Annotated in this window: 19 protein-coding genes; 4 read left to right on the top strand and 15 right to left on the bottom strand. The window is 60.5% G+C overall.

Going from position 1 to position 26,344, the window contains the following annotated elements; translation table 11 throughout:
* Positions 1 to 10: 10 nt before the first annotated feature.
* The 6 genes from glgA to AC07VV_RS03860 all read right to left on the bottom strand — a co-directional run bounded on the left by glgA (position 11) and on the right by AC07VV_RS03860 (position 7,240).
* The gene (gene glgA, locus AC07VV_RS03835) at positions 11 to 1,597 is read right to left on the bottom strand and encodes a glycogen synthase GlgA (RefSeq protein ID WP_495035358.1); all 1,587 of its coding nucleotides are present in this window, start codon (positions 1,595 to 1,597) and stop codon (positions 11 to 13) included.
* Positions 1,598 to 2,125: 528 nt separating this feature from the next.
* A complete protein-coding gene (locus tag AC07VV_RS03840; protein ID WP_495035359.1) occupies positions 2,126 to 3,079 on the bottom strand; it encodes a D-2-hydroxyacid dehydrogenase family protein in 954 nt (317 codons plus the stop codon).
* Between the two features lie 13 nt (positions 3,080 to 3,092).
* Positions 3,093 to 4,118: an alpha/beta fold hydrolase gene (locus AC07VV_RS03845; RefSeq protein WP_495035360.1), complete on the bottom strand. Its 1,026-nt coding sequence runs from the start codon at positions 4,116 to 4,118 to the stop codon at positions 3,093 to 3,095.
* Between the two features lie 85 nt (positions 4,119 to 4,203).
* Positions 4,204 to 4,638 (bottom strand): YqaA family protein, encoded by a 435-nt coding sequence (locus AC07VV_RS03850; protein WP_495035361.1) that lies wholly within the window; start codon positions 4,636 to 4,638, stop codon positions 4,204 to 4,206.
* Positions 4,638 to 5,084, bottom strand: coding sequence for a DUF411 domain-containing protein (locus AC07VV_RS03855; protein WP_495035362.1), 447 nt, complete (start codon positions 5,082 to 5,084; stop codon positions 4,638 to 4,640). Before AC07VV_RS03855 ends, AC07VV_RS03850 begins: the two co-directional genes overlap by 1 nt.
* 164 nt (positions 5,085 to 5,248) lie before the next feature.
* Complete coding sequence (locus tag AC07VV_RS03860; protein ID WP_096820281.1) at positions 5,249 to 7,240, bottom strand: methyl-accepting chemotaxis protein; 1,992 nt, start codon at positions 7,238 to 7,240, stop codon at positions 5,249 to 5,251.
* 381 nt (positions 7,241 to 7,621) lie between these two features.
* On the opposite strand from AC07VV_RS03860, the gene AC07VV_RS03865 reads away from it, so the two are divergent.
* On the top strand, positions 7,622 to 8,155 hold the full coding sequence (locus AC07VV_RS03865) for a hypothetical protein (protein ID WP_096820282.1): 534 nt from the start codon (positions 7,622 to 7,624) through the stop codon (positions 8,153 to 8,155).
* Between the two features lie 40 nt (positions 8,156 to 8,195).
* On the opposite strand, the gene AC07VV_RS03870 is transcribed toward AC07VV_RS03865, so the two are convergent.
* The 6 genes from AC07VV_RS03870 to AC07VV_RS03895 form a co-directional block, all read right to left on the bottom strand.
* Positions 8,196 to 9,140: a GNAT family N-acetyltransferase gene (locus AC07VV_RS03870; RefSeq protein WP_495035363.1), complete on the bottom strand. Its 945-nt coding sequence runs from the start codon at positions 9,138 to 9,140 to the stop codon at positions 8,196 to 8,198.
* Positions 9,140 to 10,429, bottom strand: a complete 1,290-nt coding sequence (locus tag AC07VV_RS03875) for a phenylacetate--CoA ligase family protein (RefSeq protein WP_495035364.1) — start codon at positions 10,427 to 10,429, stop codon at positions 9,140 to 9,142. The genes AC07VV_RS03870 and AC07VV_RS03875 overlap by 1 nt, the downstream gene beginning before the upstream one ends.
* Positions 10,413 to 12,863, bottom strand: a complete 2,451-nt coding sequence (locus tag AC07VV_RS03880; RefSeq protein WP_495035365.1) for an aldehyde dehydrogenase family protein — start codon at positions 12,861 to 12,863, stop codon at positions 10,413 to 10,415. The genes AC07VV_RS03875 and AC07VV_RS03880 overlap by 17 nt, the downstream gene beginning before the upstream one ends.
* A gap of 1 nt (position 12,864) precedes the next feature.
* Positions 12,865 to 13,995, bottom strand: coding sequence for a LuxE/PaaK family acyltransferase (locus AC07VV_RS03885; RefSeq protein WP_495035366.1), 1,131 nt, complete (start codon positions 13,993 to 13,995; stop codon positions 12,865 to 12,867).
* A 15-nt stretch (positions 13,996 to 14,010) separates the two neighbouring features.
* Positions 14,011 to 15,258 carry an MFS transporter gene (locus AC07VV_RS03890; protein ID WP_495035367.1) on the bottom strand — a complete coding sequence of 416 codons (1,248 nt, stop codon included), beginning with the start codon at positions 15,256 to 15,258 and terminating at the stop codon, positions 14,011 to 14,013.
* 264 nt (positions 15,259 to 15,522) lie between these two features.
* On the bottom strand, positions 15,523 to 15,663 hold the full coding sequence (locus tag AC07VV_RS03895) for a hypothetical protein (protein WP_170929569.1): 141 nt from the start codon (positions 15,661 to 15,663) through the stop codon (positions 15,523 to 15,525).
* Between the two features lie 157 nt (positions 15,664 to 15,820).
* Here AC07VV_RS03895 and AC07VV_RS03900 point away from each other — a divergent pair, with 157 nt between their 5' ends.
* Entirely contained in the window at positions 15,821 to 16,009 is a 189-nt protein-coding gene (locus AC07VV_RS03900; protein WP_096820288.1) for a hypothetical protein, read from the top strand.
* 18 nt (positions 16,010 to 16,027) lie between these two features.
* Here AC07VV_RS03900 and AC07VV_RS03905 read toward each other — a convergent pair whose 3' ends face one another.
* Positions 16,028 to 16,405: a fe2+ zn2+ uptake regulation protein gene (locus AC07VV_RS03905; protein WP_085731113.1), complete on the bottom strand. Its 378-nt coding sequence runs from the start codon at positions 16,403 to 16,405 to the stop codon at positions 16,028 to 16,030.
* A gap of 291 nt (positions 16,406 to 16,696) precedes the next feature.
* On the opposite strand from AC07VV_RS03905, the gene pvdQ reads away from it, so the two are divergent.
* Positions 16,697 to 19,039, top strand: a complete 2,343-nt coding sequence (gene pvdQ, locus AC07VV_RS03910; protein WP_495035368.1) for a bifunctional acylase PvdQ — start codon at positions 16,697 to 16,699, stop codon at positions 19,037 to 19,039.
* Positions 19,040 to 19,096: 57 nt separating this feature from the next.
* On the opposite strand, the gene AC07VV_RS03915 is transcribed toward pvdQ, so the two are convergent.
* Positions 19,097 to 20,098: a FecR family protein gene (locus AC07VV_RS03915; protein ID WP_495035369.1), complete on the bottom strand. Its 1,002-nt coding sequence runs from the start codon at positions 20,096 to 20,098 to the stop codon at positions 19,097 to 19,099.
* A 174-nt stretch (positions 20,099 to 20,272) separates the two neighbouring features.
* Positions 20,273 to 25,087, bottom strand: a complete 4,815-nt coding sequence (locus AC07VV_RS03920; protein WP_495035370.1) for a dermonecrotic toxin domain-containing protein — start codon at positions 25,085 to 25,087, stop codon at positions 20,273 to 20,275.
* A gap of 187 nt (positions 25,088 to 25,274) precedes the next feature.
* On the opposite strand from AC07VV_RS03920, the gene AC07VV_RS03925 reads away from it, so the two are divergent.
* Positions 25,275 to 26,306 carry an Ldh family oxidoreductase gene (locus AC07VV_RS03925; RefSeq protein ID WP_495035371.1) on the top strand — a complete coding sequence of 344 codons (1,032 nt, stop codon included), beginning with the start codon at positions 25,275 to 25,277 and terminating at the stop codon, positions 26,304 to 26,306.
* The last annotated feature ends 38 nt before the right edge of the window (positions 26,307 to 26,344 follow it).

Consider the following 26,344-nt stretch of genomic DNA (forward strand, 5'->3'; position numbering starts at 1 on the left):
ACCTCCCTGGTTATTTGTGGTGCGTTTTACCCAAGGCCTTGGCCACCAGTTGTTCGTAAAGTTCGGCGTAGGGTTCGACGGCCTTGCACCAGTTGAACGGTGCAGCCATCGCCCTGCAGCGCATGGCGTGCAGCAGATCCGGGAAGGCAAACACCTTGAACGCGCGGCTCAGGGCTTCGCGATAGCTGTCCGCCGTGGACTCGTTGAACAGGAACCCGGTGACGCCGTTTTCAATGGTGTCGGCCAGCCCGCCGGTATTGCGCGCCACCGGCAGCGAGCCGAAACGCTGGGCGTACATCTGGCTCAAGCCGCAAGGTTCGTAACGCGACGGCATCAGCAGGAAATCGCTGCCGGCGAACATCCGCCGGGCGTCGGTTTCATTGAAGCCGATGCGCACGCCGATCTGGCCGGGGAAACGCAGGGCCAGTTCGCGCATGGCCTGTTCTTCTTCCGGCTCGCCGCGTCCGATGATGGCGATCTGGCCACCGTTCTGCACGATGTACTCCGAGACGGCTTCGGTCAGGTCCAGGCCTTTTTGATAAACCAGCCGCGACACCACGGCAAACAGCGGGCCTTCCGAGTCTTTCAGACCGAACAGTTCGCGTACATGGGCGGCGTTGACGGCTTTGCCTTCCCAGTCGCCGATGGCAAACGGCGCGAACAGGTGCGGGTCGGTGGCGGCGTCCCAGCTCTCGTCGATGCCGTTGGGGATGCCGCTGAGCAAACCTTGCTGGGTCTTGGCGGCGAGAAAGCCGTCGAGGCCGCAGCCGAAATCAGGGGTGGTGATTTCCTGCGCGTAGGTGGCGCTGACCGTGGTGATGTGGCTCGAATAGGCCATGCCGGCCTTGAGGAACGACATCTTGCCGTAGAACTCCATGCCTTCCTGTTGCAGGGCATGGGCGGGAATCCCGAGCTCCGGGCACGAACCGAGGCTGGTCACGCCCTGATAGGCGAGGTTGTGAATGGTGAACAGGGTCGGCGTGCGTTGCCCGCGCCAGTGCATGTAAGCAGGCGCCAGACCAGCCGGCCAGTCATGGGCGTGCACCAGATCCGGGCACCAGTGGATTTGTGCGAGGTTGGCGGCGATATCGGCGGCGGCCAGACCCAGACGGGCGAAACGAATGTGGTTGTCCGGCCAGTCACGGCCGTTGTTGGCGCCATAAGGGCCGCCGTCGCGTGCGTAGAGTTCAGGGCAGATCAACACATAAATGACCAGACCGTCGGGCATGTCCATGCGCCCGATCTTGCACGGTGGTAGCGCGGCGTGGCCGCCCAGTTCGCCGATGATGTGGATCGGATTTTCACTGTTCATCACTTGCGGGTAACCGGGGATCAGTACCCGGACATCATGCTCATGCGCCATCGCGCGGGGCAGGGCGGCAGAAACGTCACCAAGACCGCCGGTCTTCACCAGATCGGCGATTTCCGAGGTCACGAACAACACTTTCTTCTTGTTGGGATTCTGACTGGCTACCGGTGTCAGCGTCTTGGTGCCCGGGACGTTGATCGACCGGCTGCCGGGAACGCTCACGGTGCTCGATTCGCCGACCGGCGGATGAGCACGCTCTCCCTGAATATCCAATGCCGCACTGATCATATGAATCTCCCGTTTTGTTGATCTGATTCTTGTCTTGAACAAGCGATGTCCATGGCCAAATCCTGTGGCCGGGCGCAAACGCGCCACGCATCGGTGAGCAAACGCTACCCAACACGCGCAAGCAGAATGGGTGAAGAGGCCATTGCAAGGAATGAACCAGTCGCCTTGGCCTTGTCTTTCAGATGACCCGTCGCGATCAGCAAAAGTTTCGACAAAATTTCCACATTGTGACCGACCGGTTTCGCCCCGCGAAAACCAGTCTAGGCCAGATCCTAGAGCGGGCCAGGGCAATCGGACGAATTGTTCGACAATCTGTTGCAGGCTCACGGAAACCGTGGCTTTGAGCGGGTGATCGCACCGACGAAGTGCATGTTTGAAGGGGCGGACGGTGCAAAACGGTGACCGGCCGGTCACGTTTTCGGGCGCGAGGAAAGTGCGTGTGCACTGTTGCGGTGCGGACAGTTGTGTTGGCGTGCGGTCAGTGGGTGCTGATTCGCGGGCAGGGGCTGCCCGCGAATTGGAGGAAAGTCAGTTCAGCAGACGAATCGGTTCTCCCGCTGACCAGGCCTGAACGTCCTCGATCATCTGCGAAAAGAACTGCTGATAGTTCTTTCGGCTGACGTATCCGACATGAGGCGTGGCCAGCACATTGTCCAGCGTGCGAAACGGATGCAGCGCCGGCAACGGTTCTTCATCGAATACATCCAGCGCTGCGCCACCGATGCGCTGTTTCTGCAAGGCCTTGATCAGCGCCGCTTCGTCGACAATCGGCCCGCGCGCCGTGTTGACCAGCAGGGCGGTTGGCTTCATCCAGTCCAGCGCCTGAGCATCGACCAGACCGCGACTGCGGTCGCTGAGCACCAGGTGCACCGACAAAACGTCAGCCTGTTCGAACAATTGCTGCTTGCTGACATAGGTGACACCGGCCTGTTCGGCGCGCTCGGCCGTCAGGTTTTCGCTCCAGGCGATCACCCGCATGCCGAACACCTGAGCGAACTGCGCCACCCGTTGGCCGATACTGCCGAGCCCGAGAATGCCGAGGGTCTTGCCGTGCAAATCGCCGCCCAGACCTTGCTGCCATTGGCCGGCGCGCAGGGCATTGGCCTCGTTCACCAGGTTGCGGGTGGCGGCCATGATCAGCGCCCAGGTCAGCTCTGGCGCTGCATGCTTATAGCTGTCGGTGCCGCAGACCTTGATCCCGAGCCGGGCAGCGGCCGGCATGTCCAGCGCTGCATTGCGCATGCCGCCGGTGACCAGCAGCTTGAGGTTCGGCAAACGCTTGAGCAGGTCTTCATCGAAGCGCGTGCGTTCGCGCATCACGCAAATCACCTCGAACCGGCCCAGGCGCTCGGCCAGCGTGGCGTTGTCCGCCGGGTAATCATGGACGAAAGTCACTTCGCCGAGACTGTCGAGCACCGACCAGTCGACTACGCCCCGTGCGACGTCCTGCCAGTCATCGATCACCGCAATCTGCACCGCCATCAGCCTTGACTCCTCAACGAACGGGATTGGTTTTGTTCAGCCAGCCGAGCAGTGCCTGGTGGAACTGCGCCGGTTCTTCCATCTGCGGGGCATGGCCCATGCCGGGGAATTCCACCAATGTGGACTGCGGAATCAGCTTGGCGACCTGTTTGCCCAGCACGTCGTAGTGGCCGATTTTCGCTTTCACCTCGGGCGGTGCAATGTCCTTGCCGATGGCTGTGGTGTCGGAGGTGCCGATCAGCAACAGGGTCGGCATCTTCAGGTCCTTGAACTCGTAGTACACCGGCTGGGTGAAGATCATGTCGTAGATCAGCGCCGAGTTCCATGCGACCTGAGTCTTGCCCGGGCCATTGCTCAGGCCGGCGAGCATGTCTACCCAGCGGTCGAATTCGGGTTTCCAGCGACCGCCGTAATAGGTGCTGCGCTCGTAGTCGCGAATGCCTTGGGCGGTGACTTTCAGTTCGCGCTGATACCACTGATCAACGCTGCGATACGGCACGCCGAGGGCTTTCCAGTCCTCCAGCCCGATCGGGTTGACCAGCGCCAGTTGCTCGACCTGATCCGGGTATTGCAGCGCGTAACGGGTGGCGAGCATGCCGCCGGTGGAGTGGCCGAGCAGGGTGGCTTTCTGAATGCCCAGCGCCTTGAGCAATTGCTGGGTGTTGGCCGCCAGTTGCTGGAAGGTGTACTGGTAGTGATCGGGTTTGCTGGAGGTGCAGAAGCCGATCTGATCCGGGGCGACGACCCGGTAACCGGCCTCGCTCAGGGCCTTGATCGAACTGTCCCAGGTGGCGCCGCAAAAATTCTTGCCGTGCATGAGCACCACGGTGCGCCCGTTGGCCTTGCCGTGGGCGGCGACGTCCATGTAACCCATCTGCAATGATTTGCCCTGGGACTGAAAGGCAAAATGCTTGAGGGTGTAGGGATAGTCGAAACCTTGCAGTTCCGGGCCGTATTGCGGGCCGTCGGCGTGAGCAAACAGGGGCAGGGCAGCGGTCAACAGCAGGCCAGGCAGCCAGCGGGTCAGCGACACAGACATAGGACAACTCCACAGGAAATCGGCCGATGCTGGAACGGCCGGATTAGGGCGACGTTAAACACAGGCAATTCCCGCGCCTGAACGTTCAACCGAGCCAGCGCAGCGTGAGCATCGCCAGCACCGCATAACGGGCGCCTTTGGCCAGGGTGACGATCAACAGGAATCGCCCGAGCGGTTCACGCATGACCCCGGCGATCAGTGTCAGGGGATCACCGATGACCGGCAGCCAGCTGAGCAGCAGCGACCAGTGCCCATAACGTTGATAGTGAACGCGGGCGCGAACCATGTGCTTCGGGCTGACCGGAAACCAGCGTCGACCCTGAAACCGCTCCAGTCCGCGTCCCAGCCACCAGTTGACCAGCGAACCGAGGACATTGCCCAGTGTCGCCACGGCCAGCAGTCCCCACAGCCAATAGCGATCGCTGACCAGCAACCCGACCAGCACCGCCTCCGATTGCAGCGGCAGCAGTGTGGCGGCGCCAAACGCGGCGAAGAACAGTCCGAGATAACCCGCCGTCATCAATGGGCCGGGTAATCCGCCACCACCACATCAGCACCGTCCTTCTTCAGGCCGATGACCTGATAGGCATCGCTCATGCCGTCCATTTCCATGCCCGGCGAGCCCATCGGCATCCCCGGAGCGGCTACGCCAAGCAGATCGTCACGCTTGCTCAGGGCCAGCACTTGTTCGGCGGGGACGTGACCTTCGACGAATTTGCCGTCGATGATTGCGGTGTGGCAGGACGCCAGACGTGGCGGCACGCCGTGTTGCTGCTTGAAGCTGCTCATGTCGGCTTCAACGTGATCCTCGACCTTGAAACCGTTGGCTTCCAGATGGCTGATCCACTTTTTACAGCAGCCGCAGTTGGCGTCGCGGTGGACTTCGATCGGGATGAGATCGGCGGCTTGCGCCAGGGAGGAGATGAACAGGGCGCTCAGGGCGGCCAGACGCAGGTGGTTTCGCATGGAAGGCTCTCGACTCGGGTAACGGTCAAAAAAGAACGCATTTTGACCGGATTTTCCTGCCCGGCATCAACGGAGTGTTTCCAAGTGATACAAGGCGGGCTGCCAGCATGATCGTAGATCAAGGCTGACAGCCCGCTGAGCGAGAGATGACAGATCGGTCAGGGTCAGCGCACCTTGAACCGGCCCATGATCGCGCCGACCCGGCTGTTGGCTTCCAGCAATTGGCGGGTGTTGAGCTCGCTGGCCTGACCGCTTTGCACCAGTTCATCGACCATGTGACGGATCTGCACCATGCTGCGGTTGATCTCTTCGGTCACGGCGCTTTGCTGTTCGGCGGCGGTGGCGATCTGCGTGCTGAGGCTGTTGATGTGGCTGACCGAGCCGGCCATCTCATCGAGGCCGCTGTTGACTCGGGCCGTGGCGTCGGCGGCCGACTGGCAACTGGCCTGGGTGTTTTCCATGGCGCTGACCGACGAGCTCACGCCTTGGGTCAGGCGGGTCAACATTTCGTTGATTTCCGAAGTGCTGGCCTGGGTGCGGGCGGCGAGGGCGCGCACTTCGTCGGCCACCACCGCGAAGCCGCGTCCCTGTTCACCGGCGCGGGCGGCTTCGATGGCGGCGTTCAGCGCCAGCAGGTTGGTCTGGCCGGCAATCGCGCCAATCACCCCGAGAATCTCGGTGATGCGTTGTGCGTCCTGTTGCATGCTTTCGACCTTGTGCGTGGCGCTGGCCACTTCGTCGATCAGCGCGACCACGCTGCTCGACGCTTCGCCGACCACCACCCGCGAACGGTCGGCGTTTTCGTTGGCGCGCTGGGTGAAGGCTGCGGTTTCGGCGGCATTCTGCGCGACGCTTTCAGCGGTCGAACTCATCTCGTTGATCGCGGTGACGGTCTGGTCGGTTTCCGAGGCGTGGCGCAGCAGAATTTGACTGGTGTGCGCCGACGTACGTTGCAGGTTGTCGAGGCTCGAAGCCATGGCGCCGGTAGCCTGGGTGACTTCGCCGATCATGTTCTGCAGGTAGGCGATGAAGGTATTGACCGAGTGACCGATCGCGCCGAGTTCATCTTCGGCACGAATTGTGATGCGTCGGGTCAGGTCGGCATCGCCGCTGGACAGCAGATCGATGTTGGCTTTCAGGGCCTTCATGCGCTGGATCAGTTGGCGGATCGCATAGACCTGCCACAGCACCAGCAGGATCACCAGTGGGATCTGCAACAGACTCAGGGTGCTGAGCACGTCATCGCGCTGGGCGGTGATCAACTTGGTCGGCAGGGCGGTGGCGAGGAACCAAGGCGTGCCTTCGATCGGGCGCATGAAGAAGGTGCTGGCTTCGCCGTTATTGTCGAACTCGACGCGCTGGGCCTGATCACGCTGTTGCAGGCCTGCTTTTACCTGGCTGGCAAACGGTGAACTGCCGGCCAGCTCGCTGATGTTTTTCAGCACGATCGGGCCATTGATGCGCGAACTGTTGCTGATGATCTTGCCGTCGGCCTCGACGATCAGCATTTCGGCGCTGAGGTCTTTTTCCTTGCGCGCCACCAGGTCGTTGAAGAAGCCCAGCGTCACGTCGATGGTCGATACGCCCCAGGTCGTGCCGTTCTTCTGAATGGCCATGGCGCAGTTGGTGCGTGGCTCGGCGCTGGCATCGTCTTTATAGGCGGCGGCCCAGGCGCATTGGCCGCGCGGGGTCTGCAGGCCGCCCTTGTACCAGCTCTGGTCGTAATAGTTGGGCGCTGCGTCGCTGTTCCAGAAGGTGTTCACGGCGAGTTTGCCGGAGCTGTCGCGGTGCCAGAAGGTGCTGAACTTGTTACGCCCGGCTTCACGCTGGCCGGGCAGCGGCCAGATACCGCCGCCAAATACTTTCAGCTCGCCGTACTGGTCCACCAGACCCGGCAGCACCGTATCGATGGCGGCGCTGTCGAGCAGCGGAATGGTCTGGGTGATGCTGCGTTGCTGCGATTGAACCTTGTTCAGTTCGCCCTGGATCTGCTCGGCGACCTCGGCAATGCGGTTGAGCACGACCTGTTCTTCGGTATGACGCAGTTTCGGCGCGACCAACTGGCTGATGCCCACCACGGTCAGGACCGACAGCAACAGGATAAATAGAACCAGAAACAGCGTGTAGCGAGCCTGAATGGTACGGAATGCGGGCATGGAGACCGGTCCTTGAGCAGCGTTTCTTATTAGGGGCGAGGAGTAAAACAGTAGGGGTATCCCTTACGTATCGTCGCGGCGCGAGGAAGCTTTAGGTACTCACGTGCTAAAAAGTTTTGAAACGCTGACCGGCAAGTAACAGATCCGACACATGCAAACTAACCAGCCCGTTCGTTAGAGTAAAAAGCCGATTTTCGCCGGACTGGCCAGACGGCTCTGGCTCAACATCTGCGGGGCTTGCAGTGCTTTGTATCGAGAATGTACGAAATTTGTAAAAAAGTGAAAAACAGATTGGTGACATCAGTTTGCCGGCCGATACTCCGGGCAACTCAAGACGTTCCACAAGGATATTTCCATGTTCTTTTCGCAAGGAGCACGCTCATGACCGTTGGTTATACCGGCGCGTGGCAGCCCAAGGCAGGTTTGCTGGTTCGAGATGCAGGGAGCTCGGGCAAACCGGTTTCTCAAAGCGTGAAGGTCAAGCAGATGCTGGCCCTGGTCGGCAACGACCCCACCGTTCTCAATACGGCGGAAATGGACAAGCAGCGTTTGCACAAGAACATCAAGGGGTTCGATCCGGAAAACGTCACTCCCAAGCAATTGGGCAAACTGACTGACTTCCTGCGCAGTCGGGGCCTTATTTCCGAAGTGACCTCGATGACACTGCTCAATGCCGGTGACAAGTTCGACCGCTTCGGCATTCAGAAAGACCCGGATGCCAAGTTCAATGCGCTGGAATATTTCGCCACGCAACTGGACACCATCAACAACAACAGTCTCAAGGGCAACAAGTACGCCAATACGTTGATCCCGGAGTACAAGAAAGCCATTTATGTGCTGCAGAGCCTGAAAACCTACGGACAGGGCGGTGAACGTCCACCTCCGACCGACAAAGGCGTCAGCGCCAAGGCGTGACAGACAGGGCCCGCTCCGGAAACGGGGCGGGCCCTTTCGTTTATGGGCGGTTGCCGCAAGCCTGGTGTTCCGGGGACAGGACGATCTGTCGCTGCATATCGTCATGCAGTCGCTGCATTTGCGGGCAATGCAGTGTCAGGGATTTGGGCTGGAACCCGCGATGAAACAGCGCCAGCCACCCGTCCCCCCTGTCATCGGGCGCAAGTCCGGTGAACACGAACCCCACCTTCGAAAATCGCTGCCAGGCATTGTCAAAACCTTGTGCGAGTCTAAGCCTGATGGATATCAGCCAGTGGGCGGGCAGTTGCTGCAATTGTCTGAGCAAACTGTCGTCAACTTCGCTGAATACGCCGTCATATCGACCCCAGCGCTGTTCCAGCTGCGCCGGTGCGCCGATCCAGGGCGAAACGTTGATCCGAATTCCAAACACTTCGCACATCTGCTGCATGAACGCACGACATTCGTCCGGCCAGGGCAGTGCCGGCAGCGGGCGCTGATAGCCATCGACAGGGGCGTAACCCATTACGAGCGATTCCGTCACCGTACCGCCAAAGGGCGACGGTGCATGATCGGGCAGTAAACCGGTGTTGTGAAAGCCAAGACTGGCGGCCATTTTCTGTGTATAGGGATGTTGGGTCATTTGCTTGATCGTGACGCCCTGATAACCGAGCGCCTGCGCATGGATCAGCAAGTGTCGGCCCAGTCGCGTGGCGACGTTCTGGCCACGGAACTGCGGATCCACCACGCTCAGCGCCAGTTCGGCAATGGAGGATCCCTGGTCAAGTATCAACGTGGCGTGCCCCGCCACCTGATTGTTCGTCACCGCCACCAACGAGTGCCAGCGGCGGTCGGCATGGTTCTGACAGATCATGCGGGGCAGATAGACATGCGGCTGAGCGTAATGGTCGCCATAGATCTTTCTGAACAGGTGACTCACGGCAGCGGCGTCACTGGTGCGATAACTTCGCAGGCTGATTGATTCCATCAGCAACGCTCCTGACGAGGGCCGTTGTAGACGCGCCGGTCCAGCACACGCTGACGTTTGCCGGAGCGTGGATGAAGTGCCAGTTCTTGCACCGTGCAGCACTTGATCTGCAGCGCCAGCAACTGATCGGCGTGCAATTGCTCGATCAACGGATAGTCTTCGATCAATGCGCTGTGCAGCGCCCTGTCGGCTTCAGCGATTGGCGGCGCCATAGCGTCCGGCGCCCAGAGCAGGCGCAGGACATCCTTCGCCCCATCCTGCTCGATCAACAACTGCCAGTCCTCGCTGCCGGTGACGCGCCGCACTGTCTCGCCGATCGATTGCGGCAACAGGGTCAAAATGCCCACCCGCACCCGCTGGCTGTCGGCGCAGCGGCCCATCAACGCGAACTTGCGCCGGGACGTGCCGCTCGGCTCTCGCCAGCAGGCACGGTCGCCGACCGGGTAGCGGATCAACGGCATCAACCGGCGCGTGAGGTTGGTCATCACCAGGCGTCCGACACGCTCGCAGTCTTCGATGACTTCACCGGTTCGCTCGTCGAGAATTTCCAGCACTGCGTGGCCTTCGGGAACCCGATGTTCACCCAGGTCGCAGTCACGATGGCTGGCACCGATGAACCCGGCGTCCACGCTGGCGTAACCGATGGAGGACACACGGGCATTGGGAAAGACCCGCTCAAGCTGTTGCAACTGTGCCTCAAACAGGCTTTCACCGGCGTAGAGCAGGGTGGTGACGTCCTCGAGAACCCGGCCGTGTTGTTCGAGCCAGGCTGCAAAGGTCAACAGATGGGCGGGCACGCCGACCAGCACATTGATCCGGTGCAGGGCAATCGCATCAGCCAGGAGGCCTGAGTCGACATGGCCGGTGAACGGAAACTCGATGACCTCGGTTTGCACATGCGCCAGCGCATCGTGAGTGAAGATGAAACTGGCATACAGGTCACCGACAAAAAACAGGTTGGCGACGCGGTCTCCTGGGCTCAACTGCGCGTCGAGACTACGCCCGAAATCCGCCACCATCGTCTGCCATTCCTCGCGCCGGAACAGTGAAAACTTGCCGGCGCTGGTGGTTCCTCCTGTCTTGAAGATCAGCCCGTCATGCAGGGGTGCCGTCAATGCAGGCCAACGGTCGAGGTCCTGACTGCCTTTCCAGTATTCAGCGGGGTCAATCACCGGCAGTTCCTGCAGGGATGTGATGTGCAGTGGAGATCCGGCAAAGTGGTTGGCGTAAAAGCCCGAATGCAGTCGCGCGAACGTCACCAGTTCCTCCAGTTCAAACCGTGTGTTCATGTTTGGCTCCTTGCTTGTCAGCGCAGGGACCAACGCCCCGGTTGTCGATCAGAATGGGCGTCTTGCCGCTGTGTTTGTTGCGGGTGAAGCGTTCGCTGCCGCAGATCTCTGCCTCCACGGTCAGCAGCCCTGTCTGGATGAGCGTGGCCAACGTTGGATAATCCAGCAGGCGACGCTGAACATCTTCGGCTTGCCGCGGGCTGCGAAAGCGCATGCGCTCCAGGCCGTCCGGGGCATGTTCAAGGATCAGCTGGAATTCAGTCTGCAGATGCGCTGCCAGTTGCGACAGGCAGATGAAGTCGGTGCCGATGCGCACCAGCCGGCCGTGGCGCTGCAGCAGTTCGAAGCGCGGCGTGGGCAGGCCGCAGTCACACACGCCGGGGATCCAGCGACCGCTGTCGCCGACGTCGTAGCGTTGAACGTCCTGGCCTTCCCGTTCGATGGAGGTGAATATCAGGCGCCCGGTCTCACTGCCGGTCACCGGTCGATCAGTCTCGAATTCGACGATCTCAAGGTGCTGGATTTCGCTCATCAGATGGAACACGCCATCGCCGGTGGCCGGGCAGGCATGCCCGAGGGGACCGGCGTCGACGCTGCCATAAACGGCCGAGCGGATGAGCCTGACGCCGCAGCTGCGCATCAGTGCCAGGCTTTGTTCGCCAGGGTGTTCGCCACCGAGGAACACCTTTTCGATCCCGCCATATTCACGCAGCCGTGCCTGTTCGTTGAGAAACAAACGATTCAGGGTGCTGGGCATGCCGACCAGCACGGTGACGTGCTGATCGATGATCAACCGCGCGATTTCGCGATAGTCGTCATCGGCCGGTGCTCCCATCGGCAGGTGTGTGGCACCCAGCAGTTCCAGCACTTTGGAAAAACTGAAGAATCCGCCGTACAGTCCGCCGCTGAAGAACAGGTTCATCACCCGGTCGCGGACAGGGTCGAGACCGGCCGCGAACAAGCCGTCGGCACTGGCGCGCATTTGCCGATCGAAATCGCGGTAGCTGTAACCGGACAACACCGGGGTGCGGCTGCTGCCGCCGGAGCGGAAATACAAGCGGGCTGCCGGATGGATCGGGCGGGCAACAAAGGCGTCCTTGCTCATGATCGGCAGGTCGGTCACGCAGGGTGGTGTCGGGAGCGGATCGAGGGTGGCGCGGGTTGCCAGCGCCGTGGCCGGCAGGCTGACCGATACGCGACGGCTCAGGCGCTGCAAGGCATACACGCCGTCATGGGGCTCGCCTTCGTAGCCATCGTGAATCGATTGCACCGGGGTGATCCGTGTGACGCCCGCGGTGATCAGCGTGCGGGCCAGCTCGGCCATTTCGTGTTCGGCACAGATCAGTCCGGCGCTTTGCAGCACATTTCGCCAGGGCAACAGCGCCTCAGTGAGTTGTGCGCGCGGCATGGGTTTGAGCAACAGGCTGCGAAACAGGGGCGAGGGGCCGAGTTGCTGGTCGTGGGACCAGATGATCCGCCAGTCCGGCGCTTGCCAGACCTGACCGCTGGTCCCGCCAAAGCTGTGAGCCAGCCGCGCCATCGCCACGCGGGTGGTGATTTCCGAGGCCTCCTGAATCGAAGGCAGCAGGGCCGGCCAGTGTCGGGCGCGGCGTTCGAATGCCTCGGCCAGACCTTCACCGATGGATTGCAGGGTGCTTTCGTCGTCACTGTCCACCAGCAGCCATTGCGGGCTGGAACAGGCCTGCTGGTCGAGGCGACTGACTTCATCGGCCACGGCGTCCAGCGCTTGCGGCGAGCGCGCTGCCGGTGTCAGGTAAATGAAGCTGATGCGGTGGCCCCAGTCGATCCAGCGACATCCTGGCGCCAGTTGCTGGCGGATGGCTTGCAGCGCCGATTCACCGCCCCACGCCGACACGCCGTTGGCCCGCTGGCACAACTGACCGATCTGTGCAGTGCTTGCCGGAATGACCGCAACATGCCCGGCGATCTGGCCGGTCGCATCACATTGTGTCAGGCCATGAAGCAATCGAGCCGTCAGGCCCTGATCGCTGCTGCTGGGGCGCAACCAGTTGACGTTGCCGGCCAGCAGGCTTTCGATCACCGCGCAAAAGGCCAACAGCGGCGCATTGCCGGGAGTGATGTGAACCACCAGGCCCAGCGGGCTCCAGCGCTCAAAGCGCGACTGGCGATAGTCGATGCGGCGCAACGCGCTCGGTTGTTCGCCGAGTTCGCGCTCAAGCTTGCACCGCAGGGCATCCGGCTGGCAGAACTCGATCAGCGTCTGTCGTTGTTCGGAATCCAGAGGTAATGCCGGATCCGGGTTCTGCAAGCGTGTGGCAAAGGTGGCCGCCGCGCCAAGGACGGTCGATGTGTCCAGCGCCTTGGCCAATCGTTGTGGCAAATCCAGATAGAGCTTTTTCAGTGCGGCGTCGAGGGTGCAGTCGTCGTGAAGCTGTCCGTTGATCAAGTACATATCAGTGCCTCCCCAGCAGTTCAGAGGCGGCCATGGCGCAGCTTCGGCCGGCCGTTGTGGCTGCACGGCCATGCAGTTCGAACCAGTCGGTGGGCAGACCGCAGCCACAGCTGGCGCCCGGATGCAGGGTGGCGAGATCGCTCATGACCACGGCATGGGCCGGGCTCGATGAAATGTAGGGCGAGACGAAATTCAGCAAGCCCGGGCGGCCGTAAGGCAGAACCGTGAAGTCAGATGGATTGCGCACGAAGACCTTCGAATAGACGGGAGCATGGAAATGATGGTGAGCGCACTCGAGGTACGGCACCGGATGCTCGACCGCACCGTAGCCGTCACGGCAGCGGGACATCTCGATGCCTAATTGGCGGTGAATACGTTCGTACAGTTGTTGACGGGGAATCTCTTGCGCCGAAAGGGTCTTCCAGCCGCCGCCAAACAGCGTCAGCGAGCCTGCTGCCAGTTGCAGGTCTGCCACGCCGGTAGCCCGCATGCGTTGCAGGGTCTGCCAAAGAAAGGCAGGGAAGCCGAAGATCCGCACCGGCAAGCCTTCTTCGGCGAAGGACTGCAAGGCTGCAATCACGCCAAAACCATCGAATTCATGACCGTCACCCGTGCGACGCAGTGCATAGGCCAGGCGATTGACGGGTGCGAACTGGCACAGGAACTGATCGGTGAAGGATGTTCCCAGGCTGATGGTGCCCTCGGGTTCATAGCTCAGCAGCAGGTAGTTGCACGGGGTGTGCGGGGTGTTCCAGTCATGGTGCTGGAAGATCCGTTCGACCATGTTCCGGGCCGCTCCAAGGCTGCGTTCGTCGTAACGCATGCGGCTTTTCTCGCCGCCGGTGCCTGAGGAGGTGAGTTCCAGCGCGTTCGCTCCGGTGGAGCTGAGCAAGGCCTGGCGTTTGAAATAACTGGCGAAAACGGGCGGGAGTCGTGACCAGTCGTCAAGTCTGTCCAGATCGTCCACGGTCAGTCCATTGGCGTTCAGCCAGTGTTCGTAGCCGGGGGTGTCGTAGCAGTGAAACCGACTGATTTCGGCCATGGCCTGGTCGAACAGTCCGTCCGGCACGGAATCCGGGCAATAAGGTTGCGTCAACGCGCAGAGCGCGTCGCTGTGAGGGAAGTGAATCATCAGGCGTCCTTGTCGTTATGTTGAAGAAGCTGTGTCGGCCGGGACGTGTGGCAGAAACCGGTACAGCAGGGGCAGGCTGAGCAGACCACCCAGCGCCGCCCAGATGGCGAAGGATTCGAGACGTGTGCCGCCGCCGATGGCGGCGATCAGCGAACCACCGACACCCATCACGGCAATTGAAATCATGCCGATCGCAGCAGACACCAGACCTTTGCTGTCATCGCTGGAAAACAGTGCCAGCCGGTACAGCGCGGCATTGCTCATGCCCAGGCCCACGGCGTACAGCGCAAGGCCGGTCATCAACCCCGCAAGGGACAGGCTGCTCACTGCGGTGGCGATCAAGGTCAGCAAGCCCAGGCAGAACGGCCAGAGCGCCAGGCGAATCAATTGCGGCAGATCCCTTGAAGCCAGTAGTCGATCGAGGATGAGGTTGCCGACGATGACCGCCGAGAACACCGGAATCTGCCACAGCGCGTATTCGCGGGTGGTCTGGCCCAGCAACTGGACCAACAACAGCGGCGCGAGCCCGATCCAGGCGATCAACGGCAGGCTCATCAGACCCAGGGCAAGACAGATGCCGATGAACCGGCGATTGCGCAGCAATGCCAGGTAGCGGCTGATGATCTGGTGAAAAGAAAAGGGAATGGGCGCTTGCTGACCTCCATCACGGCGGGCAACCCCGACCGTCTCTGGCATGCACGCACAGAGTCCGATCCACGTGATGGCGGCAGCCAGGCTCAGGGCCAGGAACAGTTCGCGCCAGCTCAGCCATTCCAGTAACAGGCTGCCAAACAACGGGCCAAGCAGCGGCGACAGCAGCGCAACGTTACCCAGCAGCGCCATGAGCCGCACGGCATCCGCCTCACAGAACACTTCCTGGAGCGCGGGATAACTGACAGCCACCACGAATCCCAGTCCCATGCCTTGCAGAAGCCGTAATGCATTGAAGGCTTCAATGCCGGGCGTCGCGATCGCAGCCAGACAGGTCATCGCAAAGAGCGCACAGCCGATGAGCAACAAGGGGCGCCGGCCAAACCGGTCGGACAGTGGTCCGATCAGCCATTGCAGGCAGACGCCTCCGATCAGGTACAGGTTGAACGCGTTGGGGATATGACGTGGATCGGCCTCAAGGTCTGCGGTGACGTTGAGCATGGCCGGCATGATCATGTCGCTGGCCATGTAGGTCAGCCACTCGAACAGCGTGATAGCCAGGCAGAAGCCAAGGGTTTTTAGCGGCGGGATATCGATGAGTGTTCTTTGCATGCGCTTCCATGGCCTTCAAAGGGGAGAGCGCAAAGGGTAGGGGCGGGAGGTGGCGTATTCCTACGTTGTTGCTGCGACGTGGTATGTCGCAGGTTTGCAGGGTATTGCCGAAGGCGGATTACTGACTGCTGTGGGCGAAACGTCCGACATCTTGAGGAGGGATATATACGGAAAATGCCCACATCCTCGTGGGCATTTTTTACGGGCGTTCAATCAATTGTTGCATTTGAAAAGGTGGCTATCAGTGTCGTTCAAATGTCAGCCTTACCGATGTTGGTAGTAGCCTGGGCCGGGCGCGCCATAATAGCGATGGTCGCCATGCCAGCCGCCGTGGGGGAAAATGATACAGCCGCTCAGCGTGAGCAGCGCCAATACAGGAATCAGCCAGGTGATTCGACGCAGCATTTCAAAAGTCCTCATGGTTAACGCCGCATGGAGCCAAAGCTCTTCATCGGCTGTAACATGAGACCCCGTTTGCAGCGGCGCATCCCCGTGACACGGTATGCCCATGGCATGAAAGCCGATACAAACCCGATACATTTCAAAGTTTCAGGAATTCGCAATGACTCAGTCGCAACGTTTGAAATACTCGATTCTGATCGCCCTCACCGTACTGGCGATCATGTTCGGCCTGTCCTGGATGCAGAACGCCGGGATGATCAGCGAAAAAGTGTTCCAGTACATCGCCATTGGCGTGGCGGTGGTCGTGGTGGTGATCAACGGGGTGATGCGCCGCAAGGTCAAACCCTGACGGCGCTCCAGAAGGGGCTCAATCGCTATTGAGGACGGCGGCAGCCTGTGGATGCAGGCTGTAGCTCTTGTCGGCGTTGAAGGTGATCACGCCTTCGGCGCACAGGCGCTTCAACACTTCGCGCACGCTGAGAAAAGACAGCGGAATGCCCAGTTCCAGCAATTGGCTGTGGACACCGCGCACACCCAGACTGCGCTCGCTCTGGGCGGCGACCAGCAAGGCATCGATGACTTTCAGGCGAATCAGGCTGGTGCGCAGGCCGAAGCTCTTGAGCAGCAGTCGAATACGTTCATTGCCGTGGCGCTCGGCTCGTTGTCCGAAGACGCTGGCGTGCGAACCCATGGAAGCTCCTTGTGGTGCCTGGCTACCGTCCGATGGTAGTTGCGGGTTGTACATGCGATTACTCCTTTTCAGAGCCTGATCAGGAAGGGTTACGGGTGCTCTCTCTAAACAAGACGTATCAGCCCGACAAATCATGAAGCGAAAAATGTAGAAAATTTGTCGTTGATTCGTCTTTTCTCCGTGATCCGGGCCCGAAACGGGCTGGCGACAGACTAAATTTTTTCCCCCGGCTTCGTTTTCTGGAAAGGCTCATTGCGCGTGGACGCGTGGGTGATTTCAGGGCGTAGCCGCTATGCACGTATTCGGTGCGCGGCTGCGCTCTTGGTATTTCGATCAGGAGCGAGCGTGATTATTTCCAGGCAGTTAACCGGACTGACCCTTGCCGGCATGTTTCTCGGGCTGAGTCTGTCGGCGCATGCATTCAGTCCTTCCACCCAGGCCGGAGCCGACATCCGTCGCACGAATTTTGGTGTGCCGCATATCCGCGCGGAAAACGAACGCGGCCTCGGATTCGGCATCGGTTATGCCTATGCGCAGGACAATCTGTGCCTGCTGGCCAACGAAATCGTGACCGTCAACGGCGAACGTTCGCGCTACTTCGGGCCGGATCAGCTCACCGTCGAAGAGCGCGAAAACCGCGTCAGTGATGTGTTCTTCCAGTGGCTCAATACCCCGCAAGCGGTGAATGCCTTCTGGCAGGCGCAGCCGGTCGAAGTCCGTGATCTGGTGCAGGGTTATGCCGCCGGTTACAACCGTTATCTGGCCGAGCGTCGCCAGCAGGGTTTGCCGCAACAGTGCCAGGGTGAATGGGTGCGCGATATTGCTGCCGAAGACCTGGTGAAGCTGACGCGCCGCTTGCTGGTCGAGGGCGGCGTCGGTCAGTTCGCCGAGGCATTGGCCGGCGCCACACCGCCGCAAGCCACTGCGCAAAACGTAAATCACGCCCGCGCTTATGACCTCGCCGCCGTACGCTTGCAACGCTTCGCCCTGGACCGTGGCAGCAATGCGGTGGCGGTGGGCAGCGAGCGTTCCTTCAACGGCCGTGGAATGTTGCTGGCGAACCCGCATTTTCCGTGGGTCGGCGGCATGCGTTTCTATCAGATGCACCTGACCATTCCCGGCAAACTGGATGTGATGGGCGCGGCGCTGCCGGGGCTGCCGATGATCAACATCGGTTTCAACCAGCACCTGGCCTGGACTCACACGGTCGACTCGTCCAAGCACTTCACTTTGTATCGCCTGCAACTCGATCCGAAAGATCCGACCCGTTATATGCTCGATGGCCAATCGTTGCCGATGAACAAGCAAACGGTGACGGTGCAGGTCAAACAGGCGGACGGGCAGGTGATGCCGGTATCGCGTGACATCTACAGCTCGCCGTTCGGTCCGATCGTGCAGTGGCCCGGCAAGCTCGACTGGGACCATCAGTACGCCTACAGCCTGCGCGATGCCAACCTCGACAACGACCGGGTGTTGACGCAGTGGTACGCAATGAACCGCGCCGACAACCTCAAGGATCTGCAGGATTCGGTGCACAAGATCCAGGGCATTCCGTGGGTCAACACCCTGGCGGTGGATGACAAGGGTCAGACGTTGTACATGAACCTGTCGGTGGTACCGAACGTCAGTGCCGACAAACTGGCCAAGTGCAGTGATCCGCGTATCGGTCTGAAAATGATCGTGCTCGACGGCTCCAACAGCGCCTGCGCCTGGGACATCGATCCGCAAGCCGCGCAAAAAGGCATCTACGCGTCCAGCCAACTACCGCAATTGCTGCGCAAGGACTTCGTCCAGCACTCCAACGATTCGGCATGGTTGGCCAACCCGGCGCAACCGCTGACCGGTTTCTCGCCGCTGATCAGCCAGGAGGGCCAGCCACTGGGGCTGCGCTCGCGTTTTGCACTGGATCGTCTGGCGACCCTGAGCAAAAAAGGATCGGTATCGGTGCAGGACCTGCAACACATGGTGATGGATGATCAGGTGTTTCTGGCCGCTCAGGTGCTGCCGGATCTGCTGAAATTCTGTGCCTCGCCAACCGGCGCCGAGGCCGCATTGAAATCGGTGTGCAGCGGTCTCAAGGCCTGGGACGGTCGAGCCAACCTGGATTCGGGAATGGGCCTGGTGCATTTCCAGAACATCATGCAAGCCTTGCAGGAATCGCCGGATGTCTGGCGTGTGGCGTTCGATCCGAAGGACGCGCAGCACACCCCGCGCGGACTGGCGACTGACAAGCCCGAAGTGGCCAAGGCATTGCGCGAAGCGATGCTGGCGTCAGCCGAATCGGCCAGCAAAATGGGCCTGACCGCACAAACCCGTTGGGGTGATGTTCAGGTAGTCAGCAGTGGCGGTCAGCAGACGCCGATTCATGGCGGGCCGGGCACGTTGGGTATCTATAACGCGATTCAGAGCGTGCCGCGTGAAGACGGCAAGCTTGAGGTCGTCAGCGGGACCAGTTACCTGCAAGTGGTGACGTTCGACGATAAGGGGCCGCACGCTCAGGGCCTGCTCGCGTTCTCGCTGTCCAGCGATCCGGCGTCGAAATACTCGCGGGATCAGACTGAAGCCTTCTCGAAGAAACAGTGGAGCGCGTTGCCGTTCACCGAACAGCAGATCAAGGCCGATCCGCAGTATCAGGTACAAAGTGTGCGTGAGGAACTGGATAAAACGGGGAAAGTGGCGGCGCAATAATCAGTCGTCAGGATGTTGCGACAACCATTGAAGGCCGCCCCCGAAAAGGGGCGGCCTTCAGCTTTTTGGCGGTTGCTGCGGCATCGGGTTGATCACTGGATTGCCGTCCTTGTTGCGGGTGATGAACACCGGCAGGACTTTGGGCATCGAGCCGGCGAAGCTGTTGAGCTCCTTGATGTTGTAGATGCCGCCGACCCGGATCGATCCCGTGGCGCTATCGGCCAGCATCAGCGGTTTGTCCAGGTAACGGTTGATCAGCGGCAGGGCTTCGTTCAGCGCGAGATTGTCGAGAATCAACTTGCCGCTGCGCCAGGCCAGCGAGGTGTCGTTGGCGTAGGTCTGGCTGATTTGCGGCATGTAATCGCCGTGTTTGTAGCGCGCCTGCATCGAAGGGCCGAGGCGCAGGCCATCGCCGGATAACTGAGTGTTGCTGGTGACCAGCACCGAACCTTCGACCAGATTGACCTTCACCTGGTCTTCATACATCCAGACGTTGAAACGGGTGCCGGTGACGCGAATCTTGCCTTCGCCGGCCCTGACGATAAACGGATGGCTCAGGTCATGGCTGACTTCGAAAAAGGCCTCACCCTTTTTCAGGGTGACACGGCGCTCGTCCTTGTAATTGCTGAAGGTCAGATCGGTATTGAGGTTCAGCTCGACCTGACTGCCATCGCCCAGGGTGACGTGGCGGACATTGTCGGTGGCCGCGAAATGCTGATAGCTGTTGGGCAGCCAGCCGAGATTCCATCCCGTCCAGGCTGCCAGTGGCAACGCCAGCGCGCAAACGGACGCTGCTACCGCATATTGACGCCAGGTCCGGGCCGGTGGGCGGATCGGTACGACCGCCGCAGGCTCCGGGCGCGGCAGGTGTTCGGCGACATCCCAGATCTCCAGCATGGCCTCGTATTCGAACGCGTGCAGCGGATGCGCATCGCGCCATTGCTCGAACGCCAGCCGTTCCTCGGCGGTGCAGTCGACGGCGTGCAGGCGCATGCACCAATGCGCAGCGGCATCGGTGATCGCATCGTATTCGGCTTCGGAGAGGGTGTTCTGGGTCATTGACTCGTCCTGATTTCCAGCATTCTAACCTTGAGGGCAAGGTGCCGAGAACATCCGTCATGGCAATTGCCCATCAAAGTGGAACTTATTTTTCACTCACACGCCCTTAAACCAGGACGCTCGGTGAGCACTATCCATAAATGGAGTGAAAAAATGATCAAAAGCACATAGGGGTCACGGCGCCGGAACAGGATCCAGCTGCCGGCCGACTTCGCAGATCAGCAGGGCGATCGAGTCGGCATTGTGCAAGATGACATCGACTCGCGCATCCGATGATTGTTGATCGAGGAAGGCATTGCGCGCTTCGTTGATGGTGGTGCTGTTGGTCAGCCTGAGGATTTCTGCACTGGTCGTACCTTTTTCCTCGATTCTGTCGAAGTCGATCCAGGCCGACCGTTCCGGGATCCACTCCGCAAACAGTTGCGCCCGAGGCGTGGCCAGCGACAGGCCCATTCTTCGTTCGTCCTGCAGGTCTTGCAGCAGCCTCGCACCCGTGGGGGAGACGGGTGATATGACGTCGCTGAAGGGTTCTCGTCCCCGTAACGTTGCAATGTCCCAGGCGTTGCAGATTTGATGGGCCAGTTCGTGAAGCAAGGTTTCGGCCTGTGCGTGGCCATCAATATCAAAACCTTGCGCAACGACAGGGGCATATTCCTCCAGGCCCTGGTCGAAAAAATGCTGGGTGAAATGCACTTTTCTCTGTTGATCGCCGTCGAGCACAAAAGCGATCACATCGTGGAACCATTTGGTCGAGCCGACGATGAAGCGGTCGGTGTTGAGCAAGTCATCATTCGGATCCACCAGTGCGTTACACAGCGGTACGATTGCCGTTGAGATCTTCTTCAAAATATGGGGTGTGACTTGTGGAACATCAAAGAACTCAATGAGAAACCGGTTGACCCGTCCACCAGGAACAGTGTTGATGTCCAGAATCGCCAGGTTATGCAGACAGTTGAATGCATAGTCCCGGGCAAGCGCCACCGCGCGCCCCAACGTCCGTGCTTTTTCAGGGTTGCGTCGACTGATTTCTTCCATACCCTGCGCTTCGATGTTGAGCATCGTGCGGCGCATGTGCGTGTATTTGCTGCGCTCAACCATTCTGGAGAAGGCTTTGCCGTAATGAACGGTCTGGCCGTGCGTGACCTGCACCATCCGTGAACCGCTTTTGAACAGCATCGGGCCGCGCTCTTCATCTTTTGCCAGTTGCCAGGCCGAACCGTTTTTGACGACCCGGTACACCTTGCCGTCAACCGCCGCATAGCTACGGTTGTTCGATGACTTTTGGTAGACGCCTTGAGTCGCACTGTAGGTGAGATCCTTGAGCTCAACGTCCGTCGCTTCGAAAGGCTGCAGGATCGTACGTCGTGGTGAGGTCGATTCGATCTCGGCCAGGCTGGGGGCCACAATCTTTTCAACACCTGTTTGGGCCGCCTGCTCGCCGGCGTCGCTGGCAACCGCGCTTTCGGCCGACATTTCCGGCAGAAGGCCAACTTGCACCATTTGCTCCGCACCCTCGATAAACGACTTCAGCGCCTTTTTCCAATGATGATTCTGCAGGGCCTCGGCCGAGTCCTTGAAGTCGTCGTAGGCTTGCCAGAGAAAACGCCCACAGGCGAGCTTGCCTTGCAGCATGTCCGTGACCTGTCTGATCTCATCACTGAACAGGACTTTGGCGTTTTCCCAGTCGGATTGCCCGTCGCTGTCTTTCTGCGAGCCGAGCATCTGCTTCAACACATCGAGGTTGTCGCGAAACAGGCGCTCCAGCAGGTTGCCGCCAATCGGGCTGTAGTCGAGAGAGATTTCGCTGGTCTGCCCGAGTGTGGCCGCGAACAGACTGCGGAACGTCGCTTGCTGCGATTGTGGCAAGCGACGAAGCAGCAGGTTTTGCAGGAGCCCCGGAATATTGAAGGCGGCGATCAGGCCCTTTTCATCGGTGAACTCGTGGAACGCCTGCTCGGCATAAGGCGCATAGAGCACCAGCGGTCCCTTGTGCCCGGTGCCCGGTGCCAACACATACAGTCCGCACGCTTCGACTGCGCTGGCCTTGGCCGTCTTGAACAGGGACAGCGGACACACCATGGCATGTGTACCGGCGACGGCGGCGCGTGCGATGGCGTCTGGCATGTCGAGGACCTGGCGGATGTAACTGAAAGCGGTCTCGGACAAATGCTGCTGCAGCTTCAGTGCGTGGGCATGTTGCAGCAACTGCCAGGGCACCTGACGGAAGAAAATCTGCTGACGGGCAAGACCGGTAACCGTTGTGGTCGACAGTGCATCGCTGATCCTGTCGCTGTAGGTGGTCGGGATTGCCAGCGACAGCAGCAATTGTCGGACAGCGCTCTGGTCCAGACCGGCCGGTAAGGCGTTGGTGGTTTTCGAGCTGACCTTGAAACCGGTGCCTTGTGCGATATTGATGTGATTGAGGGCAAACTCGACCAGGTTTCGGGAAGGGCCGGCCAGTGTCAGATTGGGCGTTAACTGGATGTGATACGGATTGAGCTGGCTCTTGGGGAAACGACTGTCGAGCAGTGATTTCAAGGTCTGCTCGACATGGCTGACCAGTGTCGGAATACCTGTCAGGTAATCCTTGTCGTCGACGACACTCTGGCGCCACTGCTCCATCAGTTCGACGTGAAGTTTCTGCTCCGCGACCGGCGCCATACCCAGCCAGGCTGGATAGGTCTGTTGCCTGGCGATTGCCTGGGCATGGGCGGTCGCCAGTTTGAGGTTGGTGTGAACAGTCGACTCCCGCAGCTTCGCCAGCGCTTTGTTGCGTCGGGCAGGATCCTTGATGCGCGTGCGCACCTGTTCGCAGCGCCCGAGGAAATGCTCGATGGTCGATTGCATGCGGTTGTGCAGCACGTTGTGTTCGATGAATTGAAACGCTCCCAAGGTGTAGCGTCGATGAGGCTGGTACTGCGCAGGCAGGATGTTTTCCAGCAACGACAAGCGCTGCACGTTATGCAACAAGCGCTGGTCGAGCATGCGCCGGGCAACGGCGACGCTGTCGAATACCTCGAGCCCGAGCGCGGGAGTCCACAAGACCGCGCGCCCGGAGTGCTGGACGTCGAGCCCGCCGCGCTCGGTCATCAGCAGACAATGGGCGAGCGAAAGCAGACTCTGCGCACCGACGGATTCAAGGGTGAGCGCATAGGCGTCCGGGCGAAAACCCTCGAGCGCCTGCCGTAGCGCGCGCGTGGGCAGGTCAGGATTGATCACGGTGTTGACGATCGCCTGCGCCGAGGCCGGCAGGCTGCCGTCCAGCGCCCGCAGGCGGGCTTCGCCGGTCACCCCGACAAACCAGGCATGGGCAAGGCTTGATTTCAGGCTTTCGAGAAACGGGCGCTGAGCCTCCTGGGTTGCCATGGGTTGTGTCTTGAATCTTTCTGCAAGTGGCCCCTCAATGCTGCTGAACGTCTTGATGGCCGCCAGCGCCTTGTCCGCCAAAACCAGGGACGGCTGTTGATCGCCCGACAGCACCGGGTGCGTGCTCCAGCGTCCTGCACTGTCCAGCTCGCGCAACCGCTCGGAAATCATCGAGCGAATGTCCAGACTCTTGTCGAACAGCGCGTGCAGATTCACCGCGCCATCGCTGTGGCGAAACACCTGCAAGGCATACTCGATGTTTTGCCGCTGCTTGGTGATGATCGATTCAAAGAGGATCCTGAACAGTTCGCCGCTGATCCGGTCACCCGACACCTGCGGTTGATCGAAGCCCAGAAAGCGCTGGCGTTCGTCCAGGCCGAGCAGGCCGTAGAGCTCGTCTTCGTGCCCCTTGGCCATGAACTTGCTCTGCAACGTCTGTTTCAGATCGTTGTAATCGGTCAGCACTTGCAGGCCTTGTGCGGGCGTGTAGAGGAACGCGTGGGTGCCGCTGATCATCAGCGAGCCCGCCAATTCGACGTAATTGGCTTCGTGCTCCCAGAGGCGCACGGTCTCTGTCAGTGGGCGAATGGAGCCGTCCGCGGCGGGCCGTATCAACTGATGCAATGCGTTGAACTGCTGCGCATCGAGAACGCCGCTTTCGCGCTTGACCATCCATTCTGCACGCGCCTGATCCTCCAGCACATCGGCGAAGAACGTACGGCGCGATGAACCGTCGGCTGAGGGCGCAATCCAGTACTGTTCAAGCTGCCGAAACAGCAGTGCCGGCAGCTTGCCGGACACATGTGTGACGGCGTCTTCCCATTGCGCCTGATCGCCTTTGGCGGCGGTTCTATCGGGATTGGCGAAGTCACGCAGCGCGGCGGTCGGCCACTGCTGATACCGGTAATGCAGCAAGACCGCGTCGCTCAGGCTCATGGAGTCGAGCCAATGCTTTACCGGTGCCGCGACAGCGGCGGTGACGGGGTCATCCACCGTGTAGAAACTGACGCGTGTACGGCTTTGCTGCAGGGTGCCGAAATGGGGCTTGAGCAACTCATCGAGAATGCTTTCCAGTAAGTGCGTGAGCGTCGGCAGTTTCTCCAGCTCTGCACGCATGGCCTGCGCATTCAATAGCTGGCCCTGTTTGAGGGGCGCGCTGTGCTGCTCGAAAATATCGCCATCAATGTTGTGGGTTGTCAGTGAGATCTTTTCTGCGTCGAGCAACCGTTTACGCTGTGGCAACGACAGAAACGCCAGCAGATTGTCCTGGTCGTCAGTGTTGTTCAGCCGTCGCTCAAGCTGCTGCTTCAGGGCGGCTCGGTCGTGGTACTTCTTGATGCCGTCATACACGGTGTAGAGGATCTGGCTTTTATCGTCAGGCGTCTCACTGAGGATAAAGGCGCCTGGCAGCGGCAGGGGTGTCTCACTGCCGACGTTGAGCAGGATGCGCTCGGCGCGCATCGGCGGCGTTTGCTGGCTGCGCAGGCTGTCGGAAGACAGTTTGGCATGGGCAAGCCATCGGAAGTCGCGCTCGGACAGGCCATGGGTTTTGCCCAGCTCGGTCCAGAGCCCGGGGGAGTCGAAAACTTCGGGGAACAGCAAGGGTTTGGTAGGGGCTGACATCGTCGAGTCTCTCGGGGGCGCGTTGATACGCACGGGTAGGTCGAGGCTCGAGGTTAGGGCGGGGGCTGGCAGCACAGGTGGTAGATAAATATTGCGGGGTTGACAGGCAACCGGCCAGCCATGATTAATCCCTTCGCGGGTTGTTCGTTCGCTGTTGTTCCCTCCAATAATTATTCTGGAGCTTCAGATGTCTGCGCCACACGATCATGCGGTCTCGTCCACGGTGTCCCTGGACGAGCTGACTCACTTGCTGGAAACGATTTTCACCCGTCACGGCACCTCGACCGAAGTCGCCAGAACACTGGCCGCCAATTGCGCCAATGCCGAGCGGGACGGTGCTCACAGTCATGGCGTATTCCGGATTCCCGGTTATGTCTCGACCCTCAACAGCGGCTGGGTCAACGGCCAGGCCGTGCCGAAGGTCGAGGACGTGGCTTCAGGGTTTGTCAGTGTCGATGCCGGCAACGGTTTTGCCCAACCTGCGCTGGCGGCGGCGCGTCCACTGCTGGTGGAAAAGGCCCGCAGTGCCGGGATCGCGATATTGGCGATCCGCAATTCCCATCACTTCGCCGCGCTATGGCCGGACGTCGAGCCTTTCGCCGACGAAGGACTGGTGGCGCTGAGCGTGGTCAACAGCATGACTTGCGTGGTGCCCCACGGCGCCGACCGACCACTGTTCGGAACCAACCCGATCGCCTTCGCCGCACCAAGGGCCGACGGTGCGCCGATCGTATTTGACCTGGCCACCAGCGCCATCGCCCATGGCGACGTGCAGATTGCTGCACGCAAAGGCGAAAAACTGCCGGCGGGCATGGGCGTGGACAGCCTGGGCCAGCCGACCTGCGACCCGAAGGCGATTCTCGAAGGCGGGGCGTTGCTGCCGTTTGGCGGACACAAGGGGTCGGCGCTGTCGATGATGGTGGAGCTGCTCGCCGCCGCGCTGACCGGTGGCAATTTCTCGTTCGAGTTCGACTGGAAGAACCATCCCGGGGCCAAGACCCCATGGACCGGTCAGTTGCTGATCGTGATCGATCCGAGCAAGACCTCGGGGCAGAGTTTTGCCGAACGCAGTCAGGAACTGGTCAGGCAGATGCATGGGGTAGGGCTCAAGCGTTTGCCGGGTGATCGGCGGCATTTGCAGCGGGCCAGGTCACTGGCCGAGGGCATTGTGCTGGACGGGCAGACCCTGTCGCAGTTGCGTGAACTGGCGGGCGAATGACGATTTACCGGACATGAAAAAGGCGAGCACAGGACTCG

The sequence above is a fragment of the Pseudomonas sp. GW821-FHT02C04 genome, assembly GCF_059421845.1.